Source organism: Psychrobacillus sp. FSL H8-0487 (assembly GCF_038008385.1).
Taxonomy (GTDB): Bacteria; Bacillota; Bacilli; order Bacillales_A; family Planococcaceae; genus Psychrobacillus; species Psychrobacillus psychrotolerans.
Map to the genome: position 1 here is coordinate 2,802,784 of NZ_JBBOZA010000001.1, position 19,915 is coordinate 2,822,698.

At 33.9% G+C, this 19,915-nt stretch carries 20 protein-coding genes and 1 other RNA gene; 9 read left to right on the top strand and 12 right to left on the bottom strand.

From position 1 onward, the window contains the following. The first annotated feature begins 82 nt into the window (after positions 1 to 82). Entirely contained in the window at positions 83 to 466 is a 384-nt protein-coding gene (locus MHI47_RS14315) for a type II toxin-antitoxin system PemK/MazF family toxin (RefSeq protein WP_340831256.1), read from the top strand. Positions 467 to 599: 133 nt separating this feature from the next. Next, on the top strand, positions 600 to 761 hold the full coding sequence (locus tag MHI47_RS14320) for a hypothetical protein (protein ID WP_340831257.1): 162 nt from the start codon (positions 600 to 602) through the stop codon (positions 759 to 761). 155 nt (positions 762 to 916) lie between these two features. On the opposite strand, the gene MHI47_RS14325 is transcribed toward MHI47_RS14320, so the two are convergent. The 3 genes from MHI47_RS14325 to MHI47_RS14335 form a co-directional block, all read right to left on the bottom strand. Next, positions 917 to 1,258 carry a hypothetical protein gene (locus MHI47_RS14325; RefSeq protein WP_340831258.1) on the bottom strand — a complete coding sequence of 114 codons (342 nt, stop codon included), beginning with the start codon at positions 1,256 to 1,258 and terminating at the stop codon, positions 917 to 919. A 125-nt stretch (positions 1,259 to 1,383) separates the two neighbouring features. Then, on the bottom strand, positions 1,384 to 2,052 hold the full coding sequence (locus tag MHI47_RS14330; RefSeq protein WP_340831259.1) for a hypothetical protein: 669 nt from the start codon (positions 2,050 to 2,052) through the stop codon (positions 1,384 to 1,386). Positions 2,053 to 3,161: 1,109 nt separating this feature from the next. Beyond that, on the bottom strand, positions 3,162 to 3,308 hold the full coding sequence (locus tag MHI47_RS14335; protein ID WP_340831261.1) for a hypothetical protein: 147 nt from the start codon (positions 3,306 to 3,308) through the stop codon (positions 3,162 to 3,164). A 1,228-nt stretch (positions 3,309 to 4,536) separates the two neighbouring features. Here MHI47_RS14335 and MHI47_RS14340 point away from each other — a divergent pair. From MHI47_RS14340 to MHI47_RS14350, 3 genes are all read left to right on the top strand, one after another. Continuing rightward, the gene (locus tag MHI47_RS14340) at positions 4,537 to 4,860 is read left to right on the top strand and encodes a hypothetical protein (protein WP_340831263.1); all 324 of its coding nucleotides are present in this window, start codon (positions 4,537 to 4,539) and stop codon (positions 4,858 to 4,860) included. 65 nt (positions 4,861 to 4,925) lie between these two features. Next, the gene (locus MHI47_RS14345) at positions 4,926 to 5,270 is read left to right on the top strand and encodes a hypothetical protein (RefSeq protein WP_340831264.1); all 345 of its coding nucleotides are present in this window, start codon (positions 4,926 to 4,928) and stop codon (positions 5,268 to 5,270) included. An 85-nt stretch (positions 5,271 to 5,355) separates the two neighbouring features. Continuing rightward, positions 5,356 to 5,772: a hypothetical protein gene (locus MHI47_RS14350; RefSeq protein WP_340831265.1), complete on the top strand. Its 417-nt coding sequence runs from the start codon at positions 5,356 to 5,358 to the stop codon at positions 5,770 to 5,772. A gap of 242 nt (positions 5,773 to 6,014) precedes the next feature. On the opposite strand, the gene MHI47_RS14355 is transcribed toward MHI47_RS14350, so the two are convergent. From MHI47_RS14355 to MHI47_RS14365, 3 genes are all read right to left on the bottom strand, one after another. Then, positions 6,015 to 6,323, bottom strand: coding sequence for a hypothetical protein (locus MHI47_RS14355; protein ID WP_340831266.1), 309 nt, complete (start codon positions 6,321 to 6,323; stop codon positions 6,015 to 6,017). Between the two features lie 298 nt (positions 6,324 to 6,621). Beyond that, positions 6,622 to 6,852 (bottom strand): DUF1643 domain-containing protein, encoded by a 231-nt coding sequence (locus tag MHI47_RS14360; protein ID WP_340831268.1) that lies wholly within the window; start codon positions 6,850 to 6,852, stop codon positions 6,622 to 6,624. A 1,355-nt stretch (positions 6,853 to 8,207) separates the two neighbouring features. After that, complete coding sequence (locus MHI47_RS14365; protein ID WP_340831269.1) at positions 8,208 to 8,447, bottom strand: hypothetical protein; 240 nt, start codon at positions 8,445 to 8,447, stop codon at positions 8,208 to 8,210. 392 nt (positions 8,448 to 8,839) lie between these two features. Here MHI47_RS14365 and MHI47_RS14370 point away from each other — a divergent pair, with 392 nt between their 5' ends. Beyond that, positions 8,840 to 9,082, top strand: a complete 243-nt coding sequence (locus MHI47_RS14370; RefSeq protein WP_340831270.1) for a hypothetical protein — start codon at positions 8,840 to 8,842, stop codon at positions 9,080 to 9,082. A gap of 276 nt (positions 9,083 to 9,358) precedes the next feature. On the opposite strand, the gene MHI47_RS14375 is transcribed toward MHI47_RS14370, so the two are convergent. The 4 genes from MHI47_RS14375 to MHI47_RS14390 all read right to left on the bottom strand — a co-directional run bounded on the left by MHI47_RS14375 (position 9,359) and on the right by MHI47_RS14390 (position 15,771). Beyond that, positions 9,359 to 12,457: a type I restriction endonuclease subunit R gene (locus tag MHI47_RS14375; RefSeq protein WP_340831271.1), complete on the bottom strand. Its 3,099-nt coding sequence runs from the start codon at positions 12,455 to 12,457 to the stop codon at positions 9,359 to 9,361. A 1-nt stretch (position 12,458) separates the two neighbouring features. Further along, positions 12,459 to 13,721, bottom strand: a complete 1,263-nt coding sequence (locus MHI47_RS14380; RefSeq protein WP_340831273.1) for a restriction endonuclease subunit S — start codon at positions 13,719 to 13,721, stop codon at positions 12,459 to 12,461. Continuing rightward, positions 13,711 to 15,231, bottom strand: a complete 1,521-nt coding sequence (locus MHI47_RS14385; protein ID WP_340831274.1) for a class I SAM-dependent DNA methyltransferase — start codon at positions 15,229 to 15,231, stop codon at positions 13,711 to 13,713. Before MHI47_RS14385 ends, MHI47_RS14380 begins: the two co-directional genes overlap by 11 nt. Positions 15,232 to 15,300: 69 nt before the next feature. Continuing rightward, a complete protein-coding gene (locus tag MHI47_RS14390) occupies positions 15,301 to 15,771 on the bottom strand; it encodes a hypothetical protein (protein ID WP_340831275.1) in 471 nt (156 codons plus the stop codon). A 774-nt stretch (positions 15,772 to 16,545) separates the two neighbouring features. On the opposite strand from MHI47_RS14390, the gene MHI47_RS14395 reads away from it, so the two are divergent. The 3 genes from MHI47_RS14395 (at position 16,546) to MHI47_RS14405 (ending at position 18,873) form a co-directional block, all read left to right on the top strand. Continuing rightward, positions 16,546 to 16,764, top strand: a complete 219-nt coding sequence (locus MHI47_RS14395) for a hypothetical protein (protein ID WP_340831277.1) — start codon at positions 16,546 to 16,548, stop codon at positions 16,762 to 16,764. A 513-nt stretch (positions 16,765 to 17,277) separates the two neighbouring features. Continuing rightward, entirely contained in the window at positions 17,278 to 17,550 is a 273-nt protein-coding gene (locus MHI47_RS14400; RefSeq protein WP_340831279.1) for a DNA-binding protein, read from the top strand. A gap of 126 nt (positions 17,551 to 17,676) precedes the next feature. Next, positions 17,677 to 18,873, top strand: a complete 1,197-nt coding sequence (locus MHI47_RS14405; RefSeq protein WP_340831280.1) for a tyrosine-type recombinase/integrase — start codon at positions 17,677 to 17,679, stop codon at positions 18,871 to 18,873. 89 nt (positions 18,874 to 18,962) lie between these two features. Here the strand turns inward: MHI47_RS14405 and ssrA are convergent. Together ssrA and smpB are read right to left on the bottom strand one after the other, a co-directional pair. Next, positions 18,963 to 19,316, bottom strand: a transfer-messenger RNA (tmRNA) gene (ssrA, locus tag MHI47_RS14410). Positions 19,317 to 19,411: 95 nt separating this feature from the next. Next, complete coding sequence (gene smpB, locus MHI47_RS14415) at positions 19,412 to 19,879, bottom strand: SsrA-binding protein SmpB (RefSeq protein ID WP_093537685.1); 468 nt, start codon at positions 19,877 to 19,879, stop codon at positions 19,412 to 19,414. Between the last annotated feature and the right edge of the window lie 36 nt (positions 19,880 to 19,915).

A 19,915-nucleotide genomic window follows, 5' to 3' on the forward strand; every position in this document is an offset into this window, starting at 1 on the left:
ACTGCCAACAAAATTAATGACTTTTTTTTACACTTTTTGTCATGCTGTGTTATAACATAAAAAAGCAAAAAGGATGATTTAAATGGATGGTATTACAAGAGGAAGTATTTACCTAATAGATTTTGGAGAAAACCAAGAAGGCTCCATACAAGGGGGAATTAGACCAGGAGTAATTCTCCAAAATGATACCGGAAATAAATTTTCAACAACTACAATAGTAATTCCAATTTCATCAAAAAGCTTTTCTAATCTGCCAATGCATGTGCAACTACGTAGCATAGATTTTATTGAAGGTGAACTATTACATAAATCCATTGTACTTACTGAGCAAGTTCGAGTAATTAACTCTTCTTCCATAATCAAAAAAATAGGTACCATAAAGGGGTCAAAAATGAACCTTATTGAGGATGCACTTATGTTGTCTCTTGGTTTGACAGTAAAATTAAATAAAGAGGTCTTTTTGTAGGACCTTTTTTTCTTTGAGAATTATTTTCCTCGATGATAATTCATCACCTTACCAAAATATTGGACAAGTATTTTGAATAAGATATAATGAATCAAATCATATTATTACTACAAAAGAATTTGGAGGGATTTAATTGAAAGAAATCGATAGAGCCGATGAATACTTGCGGAAGGCAGAGGAAAGTAACGGGAAAAGCAGAATTTTAATTAATGATATACGTAAAAATATCAGTAAGACACAGAAGGAAATAAAAGAACGTAGAAAAAAGCTTACAGAGAATGAACTATCTGATTAATCTATATCTGCCTCTTTAATGCTTTAGTTACCCGTTTCCAAATATTGAAATTAGTAAAAATGAAGAAGTGGCTCTCAATAAGCCACTTTTTAAAAAATCTTTTTTAATTTTTTCTTTTGTTCCAATTTAATGGCATTTTGTTGGCAGTTATAAAATCACCAAAACAGTAGCTCCAATCGATAATCTATCCAATGATTTCTTTCCTGCTCAATTTCATCTAAAATTACATCTCTTAAATATTGCTTTAGTTCATCCAATATTTCTAGTTTCCGGTTATAGATGTAATCTAAACATTTGTCGCGTGATGTTAAGTTAAAGGTTGCATAATTGATGAGACGTATCGATATTTCATGTTCCGATATGTCTGTTGAACGAGTTAAAATTCCCATTCTGCACTTATAATGACAGTTGTTTTCAACTAGGACGAAATTACATTCCAAAAATAAGTGGTCCCCGGTAATAAATTCACAACCGCCTCGATTATAAATAATTTTCACAAACATCACTCCTTTAGTTAACCTTAACCAAAACATACGTTCTAATCAAGATTAAACTGATATAACTAGTCAGCTAATATTTCTAATGCATAACTGACAAAGTCATAATAAGGAGGGCTGCCATTTTAATCAACTTGATGGTTCCTAATTTCCACCAAAAACTCATCTGATAAATCGTTGTAATCCCCCTGATGTAACAGTTTAAAAGCTTCTAAATGCTTTTTGTAGATGTTATTTTTGAAAAAATACCGAGCATTTAGTAATCCTTTACTTGTTACAGTGTCAAATCCCAGGATATTGGTACGTATTTCTTCAATTTCATCTTTTTCTAAAATCTTGTATGTATCTTGTACAGTTGACCAAGTAACACTTTCTCCGAGTTCTTCCTCTATATCTTCTTTTAATTTCATCTTTACTACACCAAGTGCAAATCCATATAAGCTCATAACGGCAAAATCATGCCTAATCTGTGCTTTGTCTTCTTCTGTTAAGTTCATTTCTTTTAGTAATTTATTGTATGTACTCTCTGCTATTTTTCCATTTACAAGCAGCTTCTGTAATTTATTATGTATGTTCTCTTCAGTAAACTCACTCGCAGAGCTTAATTTCCCTATACACGTGCTTCTTATTCCTCTGCTAATATTTCGTATTGCTTTTCTTGCTTCAGCTTCATTTAAATTCGTTTCTCTTTTAAATCTTTCGAACCGCTCCTTATTCAGCTCCGGTATATATTCGTCCCAATACAACGTCGGTTTTCCATTTTTATTTGTGTCTTTTAAAGTAAATCTTCCCATGATAATCACTCCATTTTATCTCGCAAGAGACAGTTTTCTCTACTATCTATTGTTTGTAAGGGGAATTTTAAAAACCTTTTTCATTTGTAAATTTTTTTAAACAATATGAGAAAAAGCTATTTTATTTTGGTATGTACTTTTTGAAAATAGTAGATGCTTGGATTCCATTAGCATTTAGTTTAATTACTATCTTGTCTTTTTTAATACTGTGACTGTCCAACCATATTATATGTAGCGACCTATCGTAGAGGACAAGTAATTATCTTTTAACAGGTTCTTTATTTAAAGAAGAAAGCCATGGAGGATTTTAAGGTATAAGCTGTATTGGAAGATTGTTTCCTCATGCAGTGTGAGCAAATTCTACCCTTACAAAATGGATAGACAAGCTTACAATCATGCATATGCTCGCTTGTTTTAATATTGTGCTTTAAACAACTCGTAAGTCGTCTAAAATTCCTCCAGGTCCAGCTTTACGGAACATTCGACTACTAATACACAATACACTATCTCACAAAATGTGACTGGGACGGGTTTAAATCTGGAATAAGAAAGGTCCCTCTAACGGATGTACAACGCTAGTGAGGCGAAGCCAGAGCAGACGGGATGCTCGTTGGAATTCTTTACGTCAGGATACAACTGTGGAATTGCCTACCAATTACCACAGGGAGCGCTTCGCTACATTTTCTTTTTTGCTTACAATATTAGTTTGCATGTATAAAGAGGAAATCCTTTTTTACCCAAAAATATTTTTTACCTACCCAAATCTCATAATGGACGATTCTATAGTTGAAAAAAATTCCTTTCGAATTATCTATTTCTAGCTACATTTCTATCTTTTTAAAGAGACATAATTATTTTTAAACACCGTACTTTTTTCAAAGAAAAATAAAGACAAATATTTGTCTGTTTTCCGCTCCAAATCAGAAATAATAATGACCGTCTCTGTTTTGTTCATTTATAAAAAAGTTCCCCGTAGTTCTCCACTTTTGTGTTTGTTTTTTTTGATACGACAGTAATTTTAACCTCTTGTAACAACATGATAATTTGTATGGAAAATATCATCTTTTTTTGTGGTCTACACATTTAATGTCTTTTACCGGTTAATTGCATTAGATGTCTACTTTAAAAAGGCTGTTGCTGACTGCAAGTAAATGATTGCAAGCGAACACAAATGATTGCAGGTGATTGCAACAACATGCATATAGATGCTTGTAGATGGTTGCTGCCGCATGTATATGACCTACAATAGATGGCATATGTTTTCTTCCTTGCATAATGCAGGTGGCACCATACACCTACTATATTCTTCACACACTGTACGATTGATTGCATCTCCCGCCACCGAAGTGTTTCACAAAGTAGGCTGTTTTTGTTGGCAGTTATCAAACGGTATCAACCATATTACTTTCGAGTTACTTGTTGCTTCATCCGTTATTTTCTCCCTATTGATTACTACTATGGTGTTCCCTCAACATCTTCCACCGCTTTCCAATCTTTTAGTTATTTATAAAAGATTTTGATTCAATTCCCTCCTTAGAGTGCAAATTGGAAAACTTAAAAGCTAAATAACAAGTTTTTTAGTTAGAGTCTTAGGTTGGAATCAAACCTTTCGCTCGGACCAGATGGATTTTCATCTGAATAATGGAGTGATTGTGAAAAATTCAGTTAAAATTCCTCAGATTTGAAAAAGCGCGGACTTTTAGATGAATTTTAAGATTGAAGAGTTAGTGGGTTAAAGAAGGATATAGTTGCTTCTTGTAAGATGATGATTATTCATCGCACCTCAACTTCAACATCTTTACTGGCTATTTGAAACACCATTTGTAATACAAACCATACGAGGAAAACGAATATTCGGTATTAACTCCGGTTTCGATGTAATTTATTTTAGTATTTTCGCTTGAAATAACTAATACAAAATAATTTCTTTCTTACTTAAAAGAAATGAAGATTACTAGTGATACAAATGTAAAGTCTAATGTTAGTTGAATCTATTTTATACAATTACCGATATGTATGAGAAGTTTCTTACTGAATGTCAGTGTTTGTAAACTAATTATTGTATCAAACTAAAATAAAGAAATGTTGGAAATTCTTCTTTATCTTCGCTAGGAAAAATTTTGTATGAATTTGAAAATAAAAAATCATTTTTTGCACAAAAGGTATTTTCTACCTGTTACGATGTGTTTATTAATAGAAAAAATTAATATTTAAAAGTTAAAACGTTTTTACTAGCCTTATTTTTAACTGTCAATTACTATTAATAATAATAGGCAGAAAGGAGGACATTTGAAATGATTAATTTCCTATTTTATTCATGTATACCTTAGTAAAGTCATCTTCATTACTACATAACATTTTAGTTTTTTTATTTTCAAGGTCTTTACTCCTACTGAATGCAGGTAAGACTTTAAATTATTCCACTTTCATATTATCAACAAAATATTACAAATAGTCGATATTATATCCTTGGAGGAAACAAACATGATAAACGTATATGACAATGAAAATTCAATAATCGCCCGCGTAAATTACAACAATCTATTAGATTATTGGGATGGTAGAAACTATTCTAATGGTGGTATTGGCATGCATCTCGGAATTACCAAATTAAGAAATCTAGATAAATATGTTTTAATCAAGGGAACGGAATGGTCTGGACAACAACAACAAGCGTATATTGTTTCTGATGAAGAAGCTCTCCAAGAAATTTTAGAATCCAATAACACCGAACTGTTAGACAAAGGAAAGTTTAAACGTCTGAAGGATTTATATGATTCAACCCTTGATGTAGAAGTCGAAGAATAATTTTGAAATCTTAAAAAGTACATAGAATACATTTTTCACAAATTAAACGAAGAGGAGTATTTAAAATGAAAACTAAAGAACAGATATGGAAACTTCATAGGAACCAATCACTGGAACTGGATACAATTCAAAGTACTCAAGTGTGCAATTATTGCGGAACTGCAACAGACAAATTAGTAATCGAATGTTGCGAAAGTTGCAATCAGAAATTGTACGAGCAAGAACAAATGGAAATGGTACTTCTTGAGGAATATAAAGATGAACAAAAACGTGAGCAAGATTGGCTAAAAAAAATGAATCGACATCATAATCCTTTATATAATCCATACTTAAAAGAAAACTATTCAGACGCTGAGATTTGTAGGCTTTACGCTACTCAAGACGACATAGATGAGTATTATCGCTCTTAATCCATACATAATTTTTGTAAAATACTAAAATTATTTAATCAGTTACACAATTATAAGAAACTAAACTAATCGGGGGAAATACATAATGATATTGAATTCAATCAACAACTTAGAACGAATTTATGTAGAACATGATGAAACATATTTATACTTCAACAAAGCCATGAATCAAAAAAACGTTTTAATCAGAGAGCATTTATTAGAAGAAGATAATTTCAAATTTCAAACGATGATAGAAATTAATCATTTCAATTTGGAGGATTCATACAGATTTATAATGTATTGGGGGGAGATGTTAACACCAATTCAAAAATACAGGATTGTCAAAGATATTGCTGAATTATTTGAGGAAAACACATTAATAAATTTTAAGAAAATTGCTAGAGAAATGAGTGTAAGTTATTCCGCGGAATTAATGCAAAGTGACAATTTAAGAGCAAAAGTAAGAGCTTCTAATCTAAAGCCATTTGAAGAGCTTAAAAATCACAATAAATCTAAGTAAATCCAACATACTACAACACTGAACTCATAATGCTACATAAGAAAATACAAAAGAGAAACCAATCATATTTATGAAAGGTTTCTCTTTTTTTTATTATTTCAAGAAAAAATTGAAAGTTGCAGCAAATGCATTTAATAAATATTATTCTATTACTTTCCAAATTTCCTTTTTAAGAAGACAATCTGGACATAGGATTTGTTCTAATTCTTCACTCCCTGCTAATAGCCCCTGATTTGTCTGTTCTACGAAGCAAACACTACAAAAGTCATTACCACATTTCTCGCATTCCCATATATTACCTCGTTGGTCATCCAACTATTTATATCTTTAAAGCCATCCTGATAGTCTGTAAAAATTAAGTAAAACCCCGGTTGATTCGGAATTTTATTTAAATCGGCAATTGTATGAATTTGTTTCACAATAATATTTGGTTTAGAACTCTTAGCTAAATCAGTTGAATATTGTCCTTGCAAACTATTAAAGAGCGGAAAGAAGTGTTTATTCTTAATTTTTTCATGCATCGAATCTGTTTCTTTTTTGATTTGTTCCACTGAAAGTTTGCATAATCAAGTATTTTTGAAATATACCACGGTGATAAAGAGCAAGGTCGCTAGATTTCTTATTATGAATAGGAGCTGAAGGTGGGTCACCCCATGCAAAAATAACATAATCGACTTCATCAATAGCTTTTTGTATAATGCCCAGATTATGTTACTGCCAATTATTAATACTCTGTTTATTATTTGCCAGAAAATTTTCTAATACGGTGTAAAGGTTGTTGGCAGAAGTATTATAGCAAGGAAACAAATTAGTAATGACAGTAGTTCTAACACTAGGAATAGGACTATTTTATTTTGTTGTTTCTGACAATACAAAATCTAAGAGCATATTAATAGTTTTATCGGATTCTTGATTATTTGCTTTACTCGGTTTCATGCAAATAAACATTGCTTTTTTCATAGTCTTCCTCTGTATTTCAACTTCTAAAAGCTCTCTTATTTGCACGGTTCCATTATTTATCCATCTATTCGATGGGTTAGCAGCATTAAGTACAGTCGCATATGCCGGATAAGCTATCATAAAAATTCATCATCCCTTTTCTTCTTATCTAGTTCTTAATTATGTTACTTGCCTAAATGGACTTCAAGACACCTTCTATTGTGGCTACTTAACGATATACATATGATAGCTAAATATTCATTTCATTTGCAATTTCCCTTAGTTCTTAATCCCCTAGATATACTCATCTGAAATCATAAAAATAACCACTCTTTGCTCTAGGCAAGGAAGGTGGTTATTTTTATACACTCTTCAACTTGGTCAACCATTACAGCAAATATTGCTGCAAAGACTAGGTGTTACTGCACCCACTCTACATATATTTTAAGATAACAAAATGAAAATTACGAGTAATCAAACAATTTAGCTTCAGTTATTTTGTAACCTACATATTCATTACTGAAAGAATGTTTGTTAGTTGATATATTTAAAAGGTTTTGAAAGAAATCTAGATTGGGGCGGAGGGAACGGAGAAGCTATTCTGCCCTGCTAAGAGGGCAAGGAATGGTTTAATATGCATAATTTCGATATTGGTTCTTTCGGTCACGTGTGAATAATAATAGAGTGCTGGAATTATAGACGTATCTATTTTCCCAATTGCCCAGGTCCAGCTTTAACAATAACCCCACCACGGAGTAACACACTATCCTGCCTAGCTTTCGCTACTGGGACGGTAACATCTGGGAATTGTAAACACCCATCTAACGGGTTACACATATGTCGGTAAGACATAGCCGGAGCAGACGGGATACTCAGCGGGATTTTTTTCGTCGTTTTACAACCGTGCATTTGCCTATCAAATACACGGAGGAGCGCTTCGCTACATTTTTAATTTTTTCGTATTTATAGTTTCAAATTGTTTCTGCGTAATCCTTGTGCAATCTTAAAAAAGTTTTTCCATTCGCTCCATTACGTTTTTGAGAGATAGACAATGTATAACCTTTGTCATTTACATGTATAAACAACAATTTCAAATACCGAAAGAGGTACATATGAAGGAAACTTTGAAACTGTCTAGTAAGTTTCAAAGAACAGCGTTAATAAAGGGACGGACAGTTAATTATTTCCTTGTTCCACGCAACTTCTTGTCATCAAAAAAAAGCCCTCACCATTTATATGGATGCAGCTCCTACTCTTTATTTTTTTATGTATTGTAATAGTTGTGCATAAAATCGATACTTGGGTGACCCATCATCTGTTTGATAGGGTCACTTCCTTTTTTGTTCTAGTTTTAACTGTCCAGTTGTTCTAAACTCATAGACATTTTGTCTGAATGGTGGCAGTTATAAGGAAACTGCTTCAGATAATCGTCGGATATGGAAGATATGTTTTAGCGATATGTTTAATGATGACGCGAAGAATAAGGCTAATTGATTTTACAATCGGAATAGATAGGAATTACTGGGAAGCTGAATCGTCAGCTTGTTAGGAACAAAGATAAAGAACAGTTCTAATATTAGTATTCCAACCGATTCATCGTCCTTCTCATATATTCTTACCATTAATGAGGCATTTTTATCCTGAATTTTCTTCGTAAAGGCATCATTTTTCCTAGCTTCAGTTGTTGGAGCATATTTATCATCATTCTTTTGCTTAATATACGTTTCTGCTGTCATTGTATCCGTTTATTCTTAAACAAAGGAAAATTACGAAGAAAGCTGGAGCACTGTTATTATGGAAGAAAAAAGTTATATATTTAAATTAATAGCAACAGTTGATACAATTGCCATATCGAATCATTTACATTGGAATGAGCACCGTTTTTGAGGATTTTCCAGAATGCTAAATAGCACTGTACACTTTCGCTATTTCGCTTATTAAGGTGAATAGAATTGCTAATGGAACCACCATCCTAAATCAATAAATACAGCCAGTGATAACTCTTTTCCCTGTATTATCTATTACATTATGTTGATACCTACACAAATTTATTTAACAAAGTTATTGATTATAGAATAAATGACCAATTAATAGACAATAAATATTGTAAATTGGAGGTGCCGATATTATGAAGTTTATAAAAAAAAGTGATGATAAAATTATTTATTGCTACTGTTGTCATAGAAGGACATTATTTATACGTAGAGATATGCACAATAATAGTGGTGTAGAAAGCCATTGCAGTGAATGTTCTTATGTTTGGTTTGAATGGCAAAATCGAGCAGTGGAGAGAGAAAAAGAAAAATGGCTGGAATATAATGAAGTAGCAACAAGGAAACAGAAGGAATTGTTATTGAGCAAGGTGCCTTAATCTTGGTATGCATTTCAAAACTGCCGCACTATAGGACATTCTCTACTGGGCAGTTTTTTCTCTACTATTCCAATCTCTACTGATATAAAATACGTTGAGCAAATACTCAAATATAAAATACCAAAGAAAAAACAATCATCATTTCGAATGAATTCTCTTTGGTTTTATTTATGCCAGGATTATCTTAGAAAGACAGTAAAAGCTTCTAGAAAAGATTATTGTGTCCTAGAACCTGAAAACATTGAAACTAGTACAAACTGTAGATGGAGGCTATTATTAGTAAGAACCTAAATCAAACTCCATCTGCGCCATGAGCTCTGCTTGCTTAACCACAGTCTCTACAGCTTCTTTTTGTAAATCCGGCGGATAGCCATATTTCTTCAACAGTTTTCGCACGGTTATACGCATTTTTGCTCGGGCTGACTCACGTAGATTCCAGTCGATACTCATATTTTCTTTAATAGATTTTGTAAGTTCGTGCGCGATGAGTTTCAAAGTATCATCGCCTAATACTTGTTCAGCCGTTTCATGTGATGCTAGAGCGTCGTAGAAAGCAATTTCTTCTTTGATAAGTCCTGCTTTTTCACCACTTTTATAAGCTGAATCCATTTCCTTAGCCAATGCAATTAGTTCCTCAATAACTTTCGATGTTTCAATGGCACGCTTATTGTATTTGTTAAGTGCCCCTTCAAGCATTTCGGAAAACTTTCGTGCTTGGATTAGATTTGTTCGCTGTACTGACTTTACTTTGCCATTTAGCAGGCGATTTAACAGCTCAACCGCTAAGTTTTTATGCGGCATTGCTTTTACATCATCTAAAAACTTATCCGATAAAATTGAAATGTCCGGATTTTCTAAACCAAGTGATTGATAAATATCAACGACTTCTTCTGAGATAATTGATTTGGATATTAATTGATTAATCCCTGCTTCCATTTGAGCATTTGTTTTCTTCTTGCTACCATCGCCAATACTTTTAGCAAGACTAGCTTTTACTGCTTTGAAGAAACCAATTTCAGCATTTATCTCTTGTGCTTCCTCAGTAGTGGCACATAATGCATATGCTTTTGAAAGTTCAGTTACGGTATTAATAAATCGTCGTTTTTCATCCTCACCAAGACCCAGGACAAAATCCATTGTGGAAATAATAGCATTCATTCTTACTGTTGATTTTTCAGATAAATAACCACTGTAATCATGTTTATATAGCATTTCAACAAGTAACTCATATTTTTCTAACAATAAGTTTACAGCGACTGAGGTATCTATACCAGCCGTTTCTTTATCACTCTCTGTATATTGATGTAGTGCTTCTTTTAAACTATCAGCAATCCCAATGTAGTCTACAATTAATCCTCCAGGTTTGTCCCTAAAAACCCGGTTTACACGGGCAATTGCCTGCATTAAATTATGACCTTTCATTGGTTTGTCGATATACATTGTATTCATCGCCGGTACATCAAAACCCGTCAACCACATATCACGTACGATAACAATTTTTAAAGGGTCATCATTATCTTTCATTCTCTTAGATAAATATTCACGTCTCTTTTTATTACCAATGAAAGGCTGCCACTCTGGTGGGTCACTTGAAGCACCTGTCATCACAATTTTTATGATGCCCTTATCGTCATCTTCCGAGTGCCAATCTGGTCGCAATTTCACTATTTCTTTATACAAGTCAATTGCTATACGACGAGACATAACCACAACCATCGATTTTCCAAACATTGCTCCTTGGCGTTCTTCGTAATGCATCACTATATCAGTAGCTAAACGCTTAACTCTTGATTCAGCACCAGCTACAGCCTCTAAACGTGACCATTTAGACTTCATCTTTTCTTTTACAGATTGCTCTTGGTCCTCTGTAATTTCTTCATACTCATCGTCAATACTTAAGCCACTTGGTAAATCTAGAGGAATAATACGACTTTCATAGAAGATTTTCACAGTTGAGCCATCTTCCACTGCTTGTGTCATATCATAAATATCAATATATTCACCAAAAACTGCTGGTGTATTTTTATCTGTTGATTCTACTGGCGTTCCTGTAAATCCAATAAATGAAGCATTCGGCAATGCGTCACGTACATACTTAGCAAAACCGTACTTTGTTTCCGCATCATTTCCACGAACTGTTGCTCCAAACCCATATTGTGAACGATGAGCTTCATCCACCATTACTATCACATTGGTACGGTCTGTTAAACAAGGCATAACACTTGTATCTTCATCTGAAGAAAACTTCTGTAATGTGGTAAAAATAATGCCACCAGATTGGACAGTAAGCAACTCTCTCAACTCATCACGACTATTAGCTTGACCAGGGGTTTGACGTAAGATGCCGTCTGAAATTGAAAATGTATTAAATAGCTGGTCATCTAAATCGTTACGGTCTGTTAAAACAACTATCGTTGGATTACTCATGGATTGAATTAGCTTCCCAGCATAGAACACCATCGACAAACTTTTCCCAGAACCTTGTGTATGCCATATAACACCAATTTTATGGTCACCTTTTATAGCGATTTTTGCTTTTTCAACCGCTTTATTGACTGCATAGAATTGATGATATGCAGCTAAAATCTTATAGGAATTCTCTCCATCACTTTGAAACAAGATAAAATTACGTAGAATATCCATGAATCGACTTGGCTCTAGCATTCCTTTTAACAAGACTTCTAATTGAGATAAGGATGTAGGAGCAAGTTCTCCATCGACAGTTCGCCATTTCATAAAGCGTTCTTCATTCGCCGTTAATGAGCCAACCCGAGCATTGACTCCATCACTTGTTACCAAAAAGGCGTTGTAACGAAATAAAGAAGGAATCGTTTGCTTATAAGTTTGCAATTGATTGTAGCCTTCTGAAATGCCTGTAGCCTCATTTGTAGCGTTCTTTAGCTCAATAACGACTAAAGGTAAACCATTCACAAATACGAGTATATCAGGGCGTTTATTTTGATTTCCCTCAATAATCGTAAATTGATTAACTGCAACAAAATCATTATTATGTGAATTTCCGAAATCAAAAAGCCATACTTTGACCGTCGGATTGTGTCCATCTGTACCTTGCAGTTCAATGTCCACTCCGTCAGTCACCATCTTATGAAACTTTTCATTGTTTACAACCAAACTAGGTGACTCATTAGCTTCAATCTTCTGTAATGCCATATCGATAGCTTCCGTAGGTACTTGAGGATTGATACGACGTAGCGCATCGCGTAAACGTTCAATTAATACCACGTCTTGAAAGCTGTCACGTTCGGGCAAATCTCCTTCATGTGCAATATCAGGTCCAGCTAAGACGGAATAATCCATCTCAGCCAGCCATTCCAAAGTAGCTTCTTCTAAATCAGACTCTAAATACTTAAACATTTCAATCAACCACACTTTCGTCTGGGATATCTATCTCTCCTAATAGAAGTTTGGGCAGTAGAGAATTACTTAAATCCTCCAAAAGATGAATTTCTTGCGTCAACGAATAAACCTTATCAAATAAATAATTGAGCTTATCCTTAAATTGTTTTAATGCTTCTTTAGTAGGCATTAAAACAGGTATTTTTCTAAGTTCAGTTAAACTGATATATTGTTGTGTACTTCCAGCCATACGCTCTTCTATATGTGCTTTCATTGATTCTGATTGTAGATAACAATAAATAAATTCATAATCAACTATTTGAGAAGTCTTAATCAAGCCAATATTTTTAATTGCAAAATCTATGGTCTTATCTTGAACAAGATAGAGTCTACCCACTGTCCCAATCATACTTATCAAAATATCATTTCTTTCCACTAAACTTCTTTTGTTTACTTTTTTATAATCTTCCAATGAAATTAACTTTGTAGTAGCAAAATCTATACTGTTTTTACCTAGATGTTTCGATGTAACCAATGGATATCCTTCTTCAACTTGTTTAGGTGAATCATGAGTACCATCTTTAACTTCACAGATATCTACTAAATTTTGAACCTTCCATCCCTCGGGTATCTCCCCTAACTCACTATCCCTCATCTTGCCACCATTTGATTTATAAGGAAGCCCTTGCTCATTTGGAAAATAAAAATCAATGAACCAGTGTTTGAAAAGGGAGTGAGAAAGTTCTTCTAAAATAGATATTAATTTCAAGTTCATTTCGATTTTCTCATCAAAAGTAAGCAAAACACCACTAATTTTATTCTGCACTTGAATATTGGGTAAATTTATCTTTAAACTATCAAATGTCGCTTTATTGATTGTGTCAAATACAGAACCATTAGTATTTTTTTTTAATGATTCAATGTTATATTTTAACCAATAATAAAGATAATCATTAACTGCAATATCCTTTTTTCCCCGAATTCCAAAACAAGACTGATTAAAAGCCATTGGTTTATCAACTTGCCCTAATTTCCCAACAGTACCCCTTGCAGAAATAATAATATCTCCTTTTTCTAATAACTTTGTAGAACTGTTTTTTAATCCTAATTCAGTTATAAATTCAGATGAGCGGGTAACAGTTCTATAATCATTATTAAAATCTTTAACCGATAACCAAGGTATACTCCCATTCCAATACGTCGGTTCAGAGCGCTTAGGAGTCCCTCCTCCAATAATGTGTGCTGCGTCAGAAAAACTAATACCTGTAATTTTATATTTCATACCCAATCCCCCCAAGTACTTGGCGAATTTTAACTTCTAACTTTGTGGATTTAACAAATAGTTCTGATAGTTCATCTGTTAAACGAACCATTTTTTCTTCAAATGGTTCACCGTCATCTTCTATTTCTTCTAAACCCACGTATCGACCGGGCGTTAAAATGTAATCATTGCTTCGAATTTCTTCTAAAGTTACAACTTTACAAAAACCTTGTACATCATCGTATATCTCGTCTGATTTTCCACGCCATGTATGAAATGCAGTTGTAATCTTTTGAATGTCATCGTCAGCAAACTCTTTATGTGTACGGTCTGCCATAAACCCGATTTTGCGTGCATCAATAAATAAAACTTCCCCATTACGAGCACGTTTTCCCGTTTTTGTTTTGTTTTTCGATACAAACCAAACACATACAGGAATTTGTGTTGAATAGAACAATTGTCCCGGCAACGTCACAATACATTCCACTAAATCAGCTTCAATTAAATTTTTACGAATTTCACCTTCACCTGATGTATTAGAGGACATCGAACCATTAGCTAATACAAAACCTGCTGTACCTGCCGGAGCAAGCTTTGAAACCATATGCTGAATCCATGCGTAGTTCGCATTATTAGCCGGTGGTGTACCATATTGCCAACGCACATCCCCAGATAACTTATCTCCACCCCAATCTTTAATGTTAAAAGGTGGATTTGCCATGATGAAGTCTGCTTTTAATCCTTTATGTAAATCATTATGGAATGTATCTGCATTATGAGTCCCAATATTGCTATCAATCCCACGAATCGCCAAGTTCATTTTACAAAGCTTCCACGTTGTCGGATTTGACTCTTGACCGTAAACAGCAATATCTCCAAGTTTTCCATGATGCTCTTCCACAAATTTTTCACTTTGTACGAACATTCCACCTGAACCACAACAAGGGTCATAAATACGCCCTTTATACGGCTCAAGCATCTCAACTAATAAACGTACAACAGACGACGGCGTATAGAATTCTCCACCATTCTTTCCTTCAGCACTAGCAAATTTGCTTAAAAAATACTCATAAACTCTCCCTAATATATCCTTTGAACGACTATCCTCATCCCCCACTCTAAACGAGAACAGGTCAATCGTTTCACCTAAACGTACTTTATCGAGTGCAGGACGTGCATAATCCTTTGGCAGAACCCCTTGCAACGACGGATTTTCCTTTTCAATCGCAATCATCGCTTTATCAATCAACTGCCCAATCTCTGGTTTTTTAGCATTATCTTTAATGAATGACCAACGAGCTTCTTTTGGTACCCAGAAAATATTTTCTGCTAGATATTCATCTTGGTCTTCGGGGTCTGAATATTCATCGGCTGCTAATTCTTCATGTTTTTCTTCAAATGAGTCAGAAACATATTTTAAAAATAGTAATCCTAGGACTACATTTTTATATTCGCCGGAATCCATCGACCCACGTAATTTATCTGCCATACTCCATAATTTTTCTTCAAATCCTAAATTTGCTGTTGCCATAGATGCGTCCTCCATAAAATCTAAATTAATTGTGTCATTTTGCTGCTTATGTGGTTGAATCAATAGTTCTTAACTATTATTATTTTTGTACTTCCTATCTTGTTGCATACTTTCTTCTATAAAAGAAAAGTGATTTGCTTCATCTTTCAAATAGCCACCAATAGATTCCCAAACTTCTACAATATCAGAACTAATTTTAGTGTTATTCTTAAAAATTTGTGCAATCGTTTGAAAACTTGAAGCTAGTTTTTCTAATTCTTTAGTTGAAAAAGAAATGTCATCGTTGTCTGTGACAAACGGATTATCTTTAAACTTATCCTTGAATGATTCACCCATATTCGTAGTAGGTAATGGACAAACCAACCGTCGTTCTATTTCTTGACGAGCAAGTTCCAATGCATATGTTTCCGCTGCATGGCGTACACTGCCCCCCATTGTCACCTTAATCTCTGGAGCTAATTTATTTAGACTATTTGCTCGCTCTTCTAGTATTTCAGCTAAATTTTCATTCATTCTAATGCTCACTAACTTATCAGGCATATTAAAAACCTCCTATTGTTATCAATCAATACGTAAACTTTGTATACTCGTATACTATAGATAATTTATTCTCTTGTAAATACTTATTTATTTTAGATGAATAACAAGTACTGAGGCATTGTATATACACATCTTAGGTAAGTTTTTAACCATAAAAAAAGTCCATTCCAGTCAAAAGGAATAGACTTTTGTTCTAATTTTACAGAGTAGATTGAAAATTAAGCGGTACCGCCAACTACTTATGAAACGTAAATAGATGCAGCTTGAATATTATTATTCCAACAGTTTGATGCAATCAGAGTAGATTGACAAAACTTAGATACTTACTAAATCGATTATCAGAAATCAAAAAAATAGTTTAATATCCATTGACTAACACCTGTAACTCAATAAGAACTTCTTTTACATGGGAAGTCACTTGGAAACACTCTCATTAACCAACCGTACACCTAGGAACTTAGTGTTCATCGGAATTCAACCCGAGGGTATCTAAGATGATTTATCCCAAACAATTCGAGAGTAAACAGTTTAACCAACTCGGCTACTATTTTACCTTAAAAAATAGTTTTATTATCTTATAATCTTGATTCTCAGATTTCCAGAAAGAAAAAATCCTCTAATTATATCAAATATTAATGTCCTATTGTTAAAAATCAGCTATTAATTTTCACTACAACAATTTTATTTCATTCTGAAGAAATAATTCCTATTATTTAATTATAATGATTCTCTTTTTGCTATCATAAGGACACAAACATAAAGGAGGGCTCAACAATGATGATTCATAAATATCTAATTTTTTTTGCATCAGGACTTAAATTACTAGCAGTTAACCAGTTAGATGAGATGATGACTGAAATCGAGCGAGAGTTTTTAAGTAGAGATAGGAAATCCGCAATTTTAAAACAAGAATTTAAAGCGAAATCTTCAGTCTATATTGTTGGCTGGCATGCAATGAGCTATATACAGCCGGAAGAAATAGATACTGGGTAAAGTGGGTCAAGGAAATAAATGATTCCAAGGGGAAAAGATACGGAATTATTGGTCCTTTCCTCGGGGTAATACAAGTAGGTTCGCTTCATTCCATTTGGATGTAGAAAACATTCTGGAACTTCTGGAACACCGATGAACTGCCAATTTACACACTTAACTTTCAATTACATACATAGATTGCTAGAAGACGCATCATCATTCAAACAAATTGCGAAAACATATAGATAATCGAGAGCACATAGAATCCGAACTTGGAAACATGAACTATTGAGGGAGAGCAATGTGATTGTTCCTTTGGACTGGTGTAAGTAGCTCAATTCGATACTCGGCGCCAAGATTTGTTTGAGAAAATCACAGTGATAAATTATAAAAAATCTAAAGATGGCTGAATTAATCCCACATGTTTCTTTGTCTAATTACTTTGTGGGATTATCTCCAAATTGTTTTCAGCGAAATATACATAGCAATAAAGCCATCAAAAACTCAAAATATTTAATGAGGAGTAATATAAAAATGAATTCAGAACAAAGTTTAACTTCCTTAACAGAAAATCAGTTACGTGATATCGCATACAAAGTACTTGAAAATGCTATAAACGAGCTTAAACAAAACCAACATTCAACTAAAGAATGGATGAACTTAAAAGAAGGCTCTATATATGCTGGAGTAGCAGTAAATACTTTTAATAAATTCATACTCCGTGGATTAAGAATATCTGTAATTGGTGCGGTAAAAAGAGTTTCTAAAACGGAAATTGACAATTTTTTAAACAAACACAGCTATTAATTGAAAGAACGGTTATATAGATAGAGGGTTTTAGTATACAATGAAGATAATGCAATTTTCACAAAATAGATAATTGCATTATTTTTCCTCTAATCTTGTCTCCGTAAATACAGGGAGGAAATTAAAATGAAGAATACTGTTAAATCTTACACACTAAAAAATAAAGAGAAACGCTTTATGTTCAGCTTATATATCGGCGTTGACCCTCTTACTGGAAAAGAAATGCGAACAACTCGCCGAGGATTTAAAAGGTCAGAGGAAGCTAAGTTGGCTTTAAGCCAAGCAAAACTCCAAATATACAACGGTACTTTTCGCAAGCAACAGGTTAAAACCTTCGAAGATATTTACAATTTATGGATTAACCATTATGAAAAGAATGTTGAAGAAAGTACATTCATTAAAACTATAGGTATCTTCAAAAATCATATTTTACCTGCGATGGGTAACTATAGAGTTGAGAAAATATCAGTTGATATATGTCAAAAACATTTGGATGACTGGGCGTCGAAGTTGGTGAGATTCCTTATGGTAAAATCTTATGCTTCTAAGGTCCTGGATTTTGCTATAAAGCGTAGCTATATACAATCAAATCCGTTTTCACTTGTAGAGATACCCTCGCGCAAAAAGAAAGGCATTGAAAACGAAGATGAAGAAAACTATTATACTCGTGAACAACTAATTGAATTTCTTTCTTGCTCAAAAAAAGAAAAAAACTTCAAAGCTTACGCTTTATTTCGATTACTTTCGTTTAGCGGTATGAGAAAGGGGGAAGCATTTGCCCTTTCCTGGAAGGACCTAGATTTTCATAAAAACGAAATTCGGATTAATAAAGCCATTGCAAGAGGCAAAGATAATATGCATTATCTAAAGACAACTAAAACAGGTATTGCACGTACAATTGATATGGATAAAGAAACAATGGCTATATTGAAGGAATGGAAGGAAAAACAAAAGCAAGATTATCTGATGTTAGGCTTTAATACGGCGCAGCCTAAGCAGCTAGTCTTTAGCAATGAACGAAATGAATACTTACAGCTTACAAAAACACGTAAGTGGATTATGCATGTTCAGGACAAATATAAGTTAAAGAAAATTACAACACACGGTTTACGGCATACACATTGTACTTTACAACTAGAAGCCGGCAATGATTATAAAGAAGTTCAAGTTCGTTTAGGTCATACTGATTTGAAAACTACGATGAATACTTACGCACACGTTACGCCTAAAACAAAAAAACAAGTAGTTTCAAATTTCGTAAATTATATGAACAGTGATGATTGGACTAAGGCTTTGACTACGGTTTTGAATACGGTTAAATGATATTCTTTGAGGTTATATGATATAGTGCAAAAGAAAAAACCCTTGAATACCAAGGGTTTTGACGTTCATTGAAACTCATTGAAACTGCTTTATGGAGACGGCGGGATTTGAACCCGCGTCCAGAAACTCTAACACTTAAGCTTCTACGCGTGTATCTTGCCTATTTAGGTTTCGCGTAGCACTATGCCGACAAGCGGGCGTTGTGTACGCTAACTTGGAAATCTCTTGCAGACAGCTCAAGTTGCACTGGCTACCGTATCCCACTAAAGTTGAGCTTTACCTAGCCACATGGGCGATGGGTAGATAAAGCAGATCCGAGCTTACGCTGCGAATGCTAAGTTGTTGTTTGTTTTGCCTGTTGTTATAAGTTCCGTTTTTACGGAGCCGAGCCTCCGACGCGCAACTCAAGCTCAGACTATCCCTGTCGAATCCATAACGTCCCCGTTTATGGAATAATGTAAGCTTTGTTACATACCTAACTATACATCAAATATAGTCAATATTCAAGAGAGACATTCTACCAGTTATGGTTATGCTCTTATCTATTGCTCTCTTTAAATGCTCGATCCATATCACGTTTTGCTTCTTTTTTCTTCAACACATCGCGTTTATCATAATCTTTTTTCCCTTTTCCGACGCCTATTAATACTTTAGCGAAGCCATTTTTCATATACATCTTCAAAGGAACGATGGAATAACCATCTCTTTTTGTATCACCGATTAACTCACTTATTTGTTTCTTGTGCAGCAATAACTTTCTTGCACGCAATGGATCATGGTTAAATCGGTTCCCTTGCTCATATGGACTGATATGCATATTCGAAATCCATGCTTCGTTATTCCGAATACGTACGAAGGAGTCCTTCAACTGTACTTTAGCATTACGTATAGATTTAATCTCAGTTCCTTGCAAGACAATTCCAGCTTCAATCGTTTCTTCAATATAATAATCATGATTTGCTTTTTTGTTCTGTGCAAGAATTCTATCTTCATTCTTTTTAGCCATTTCATTCACCCCTCAAAACTCAAAAAATGAGAGAGA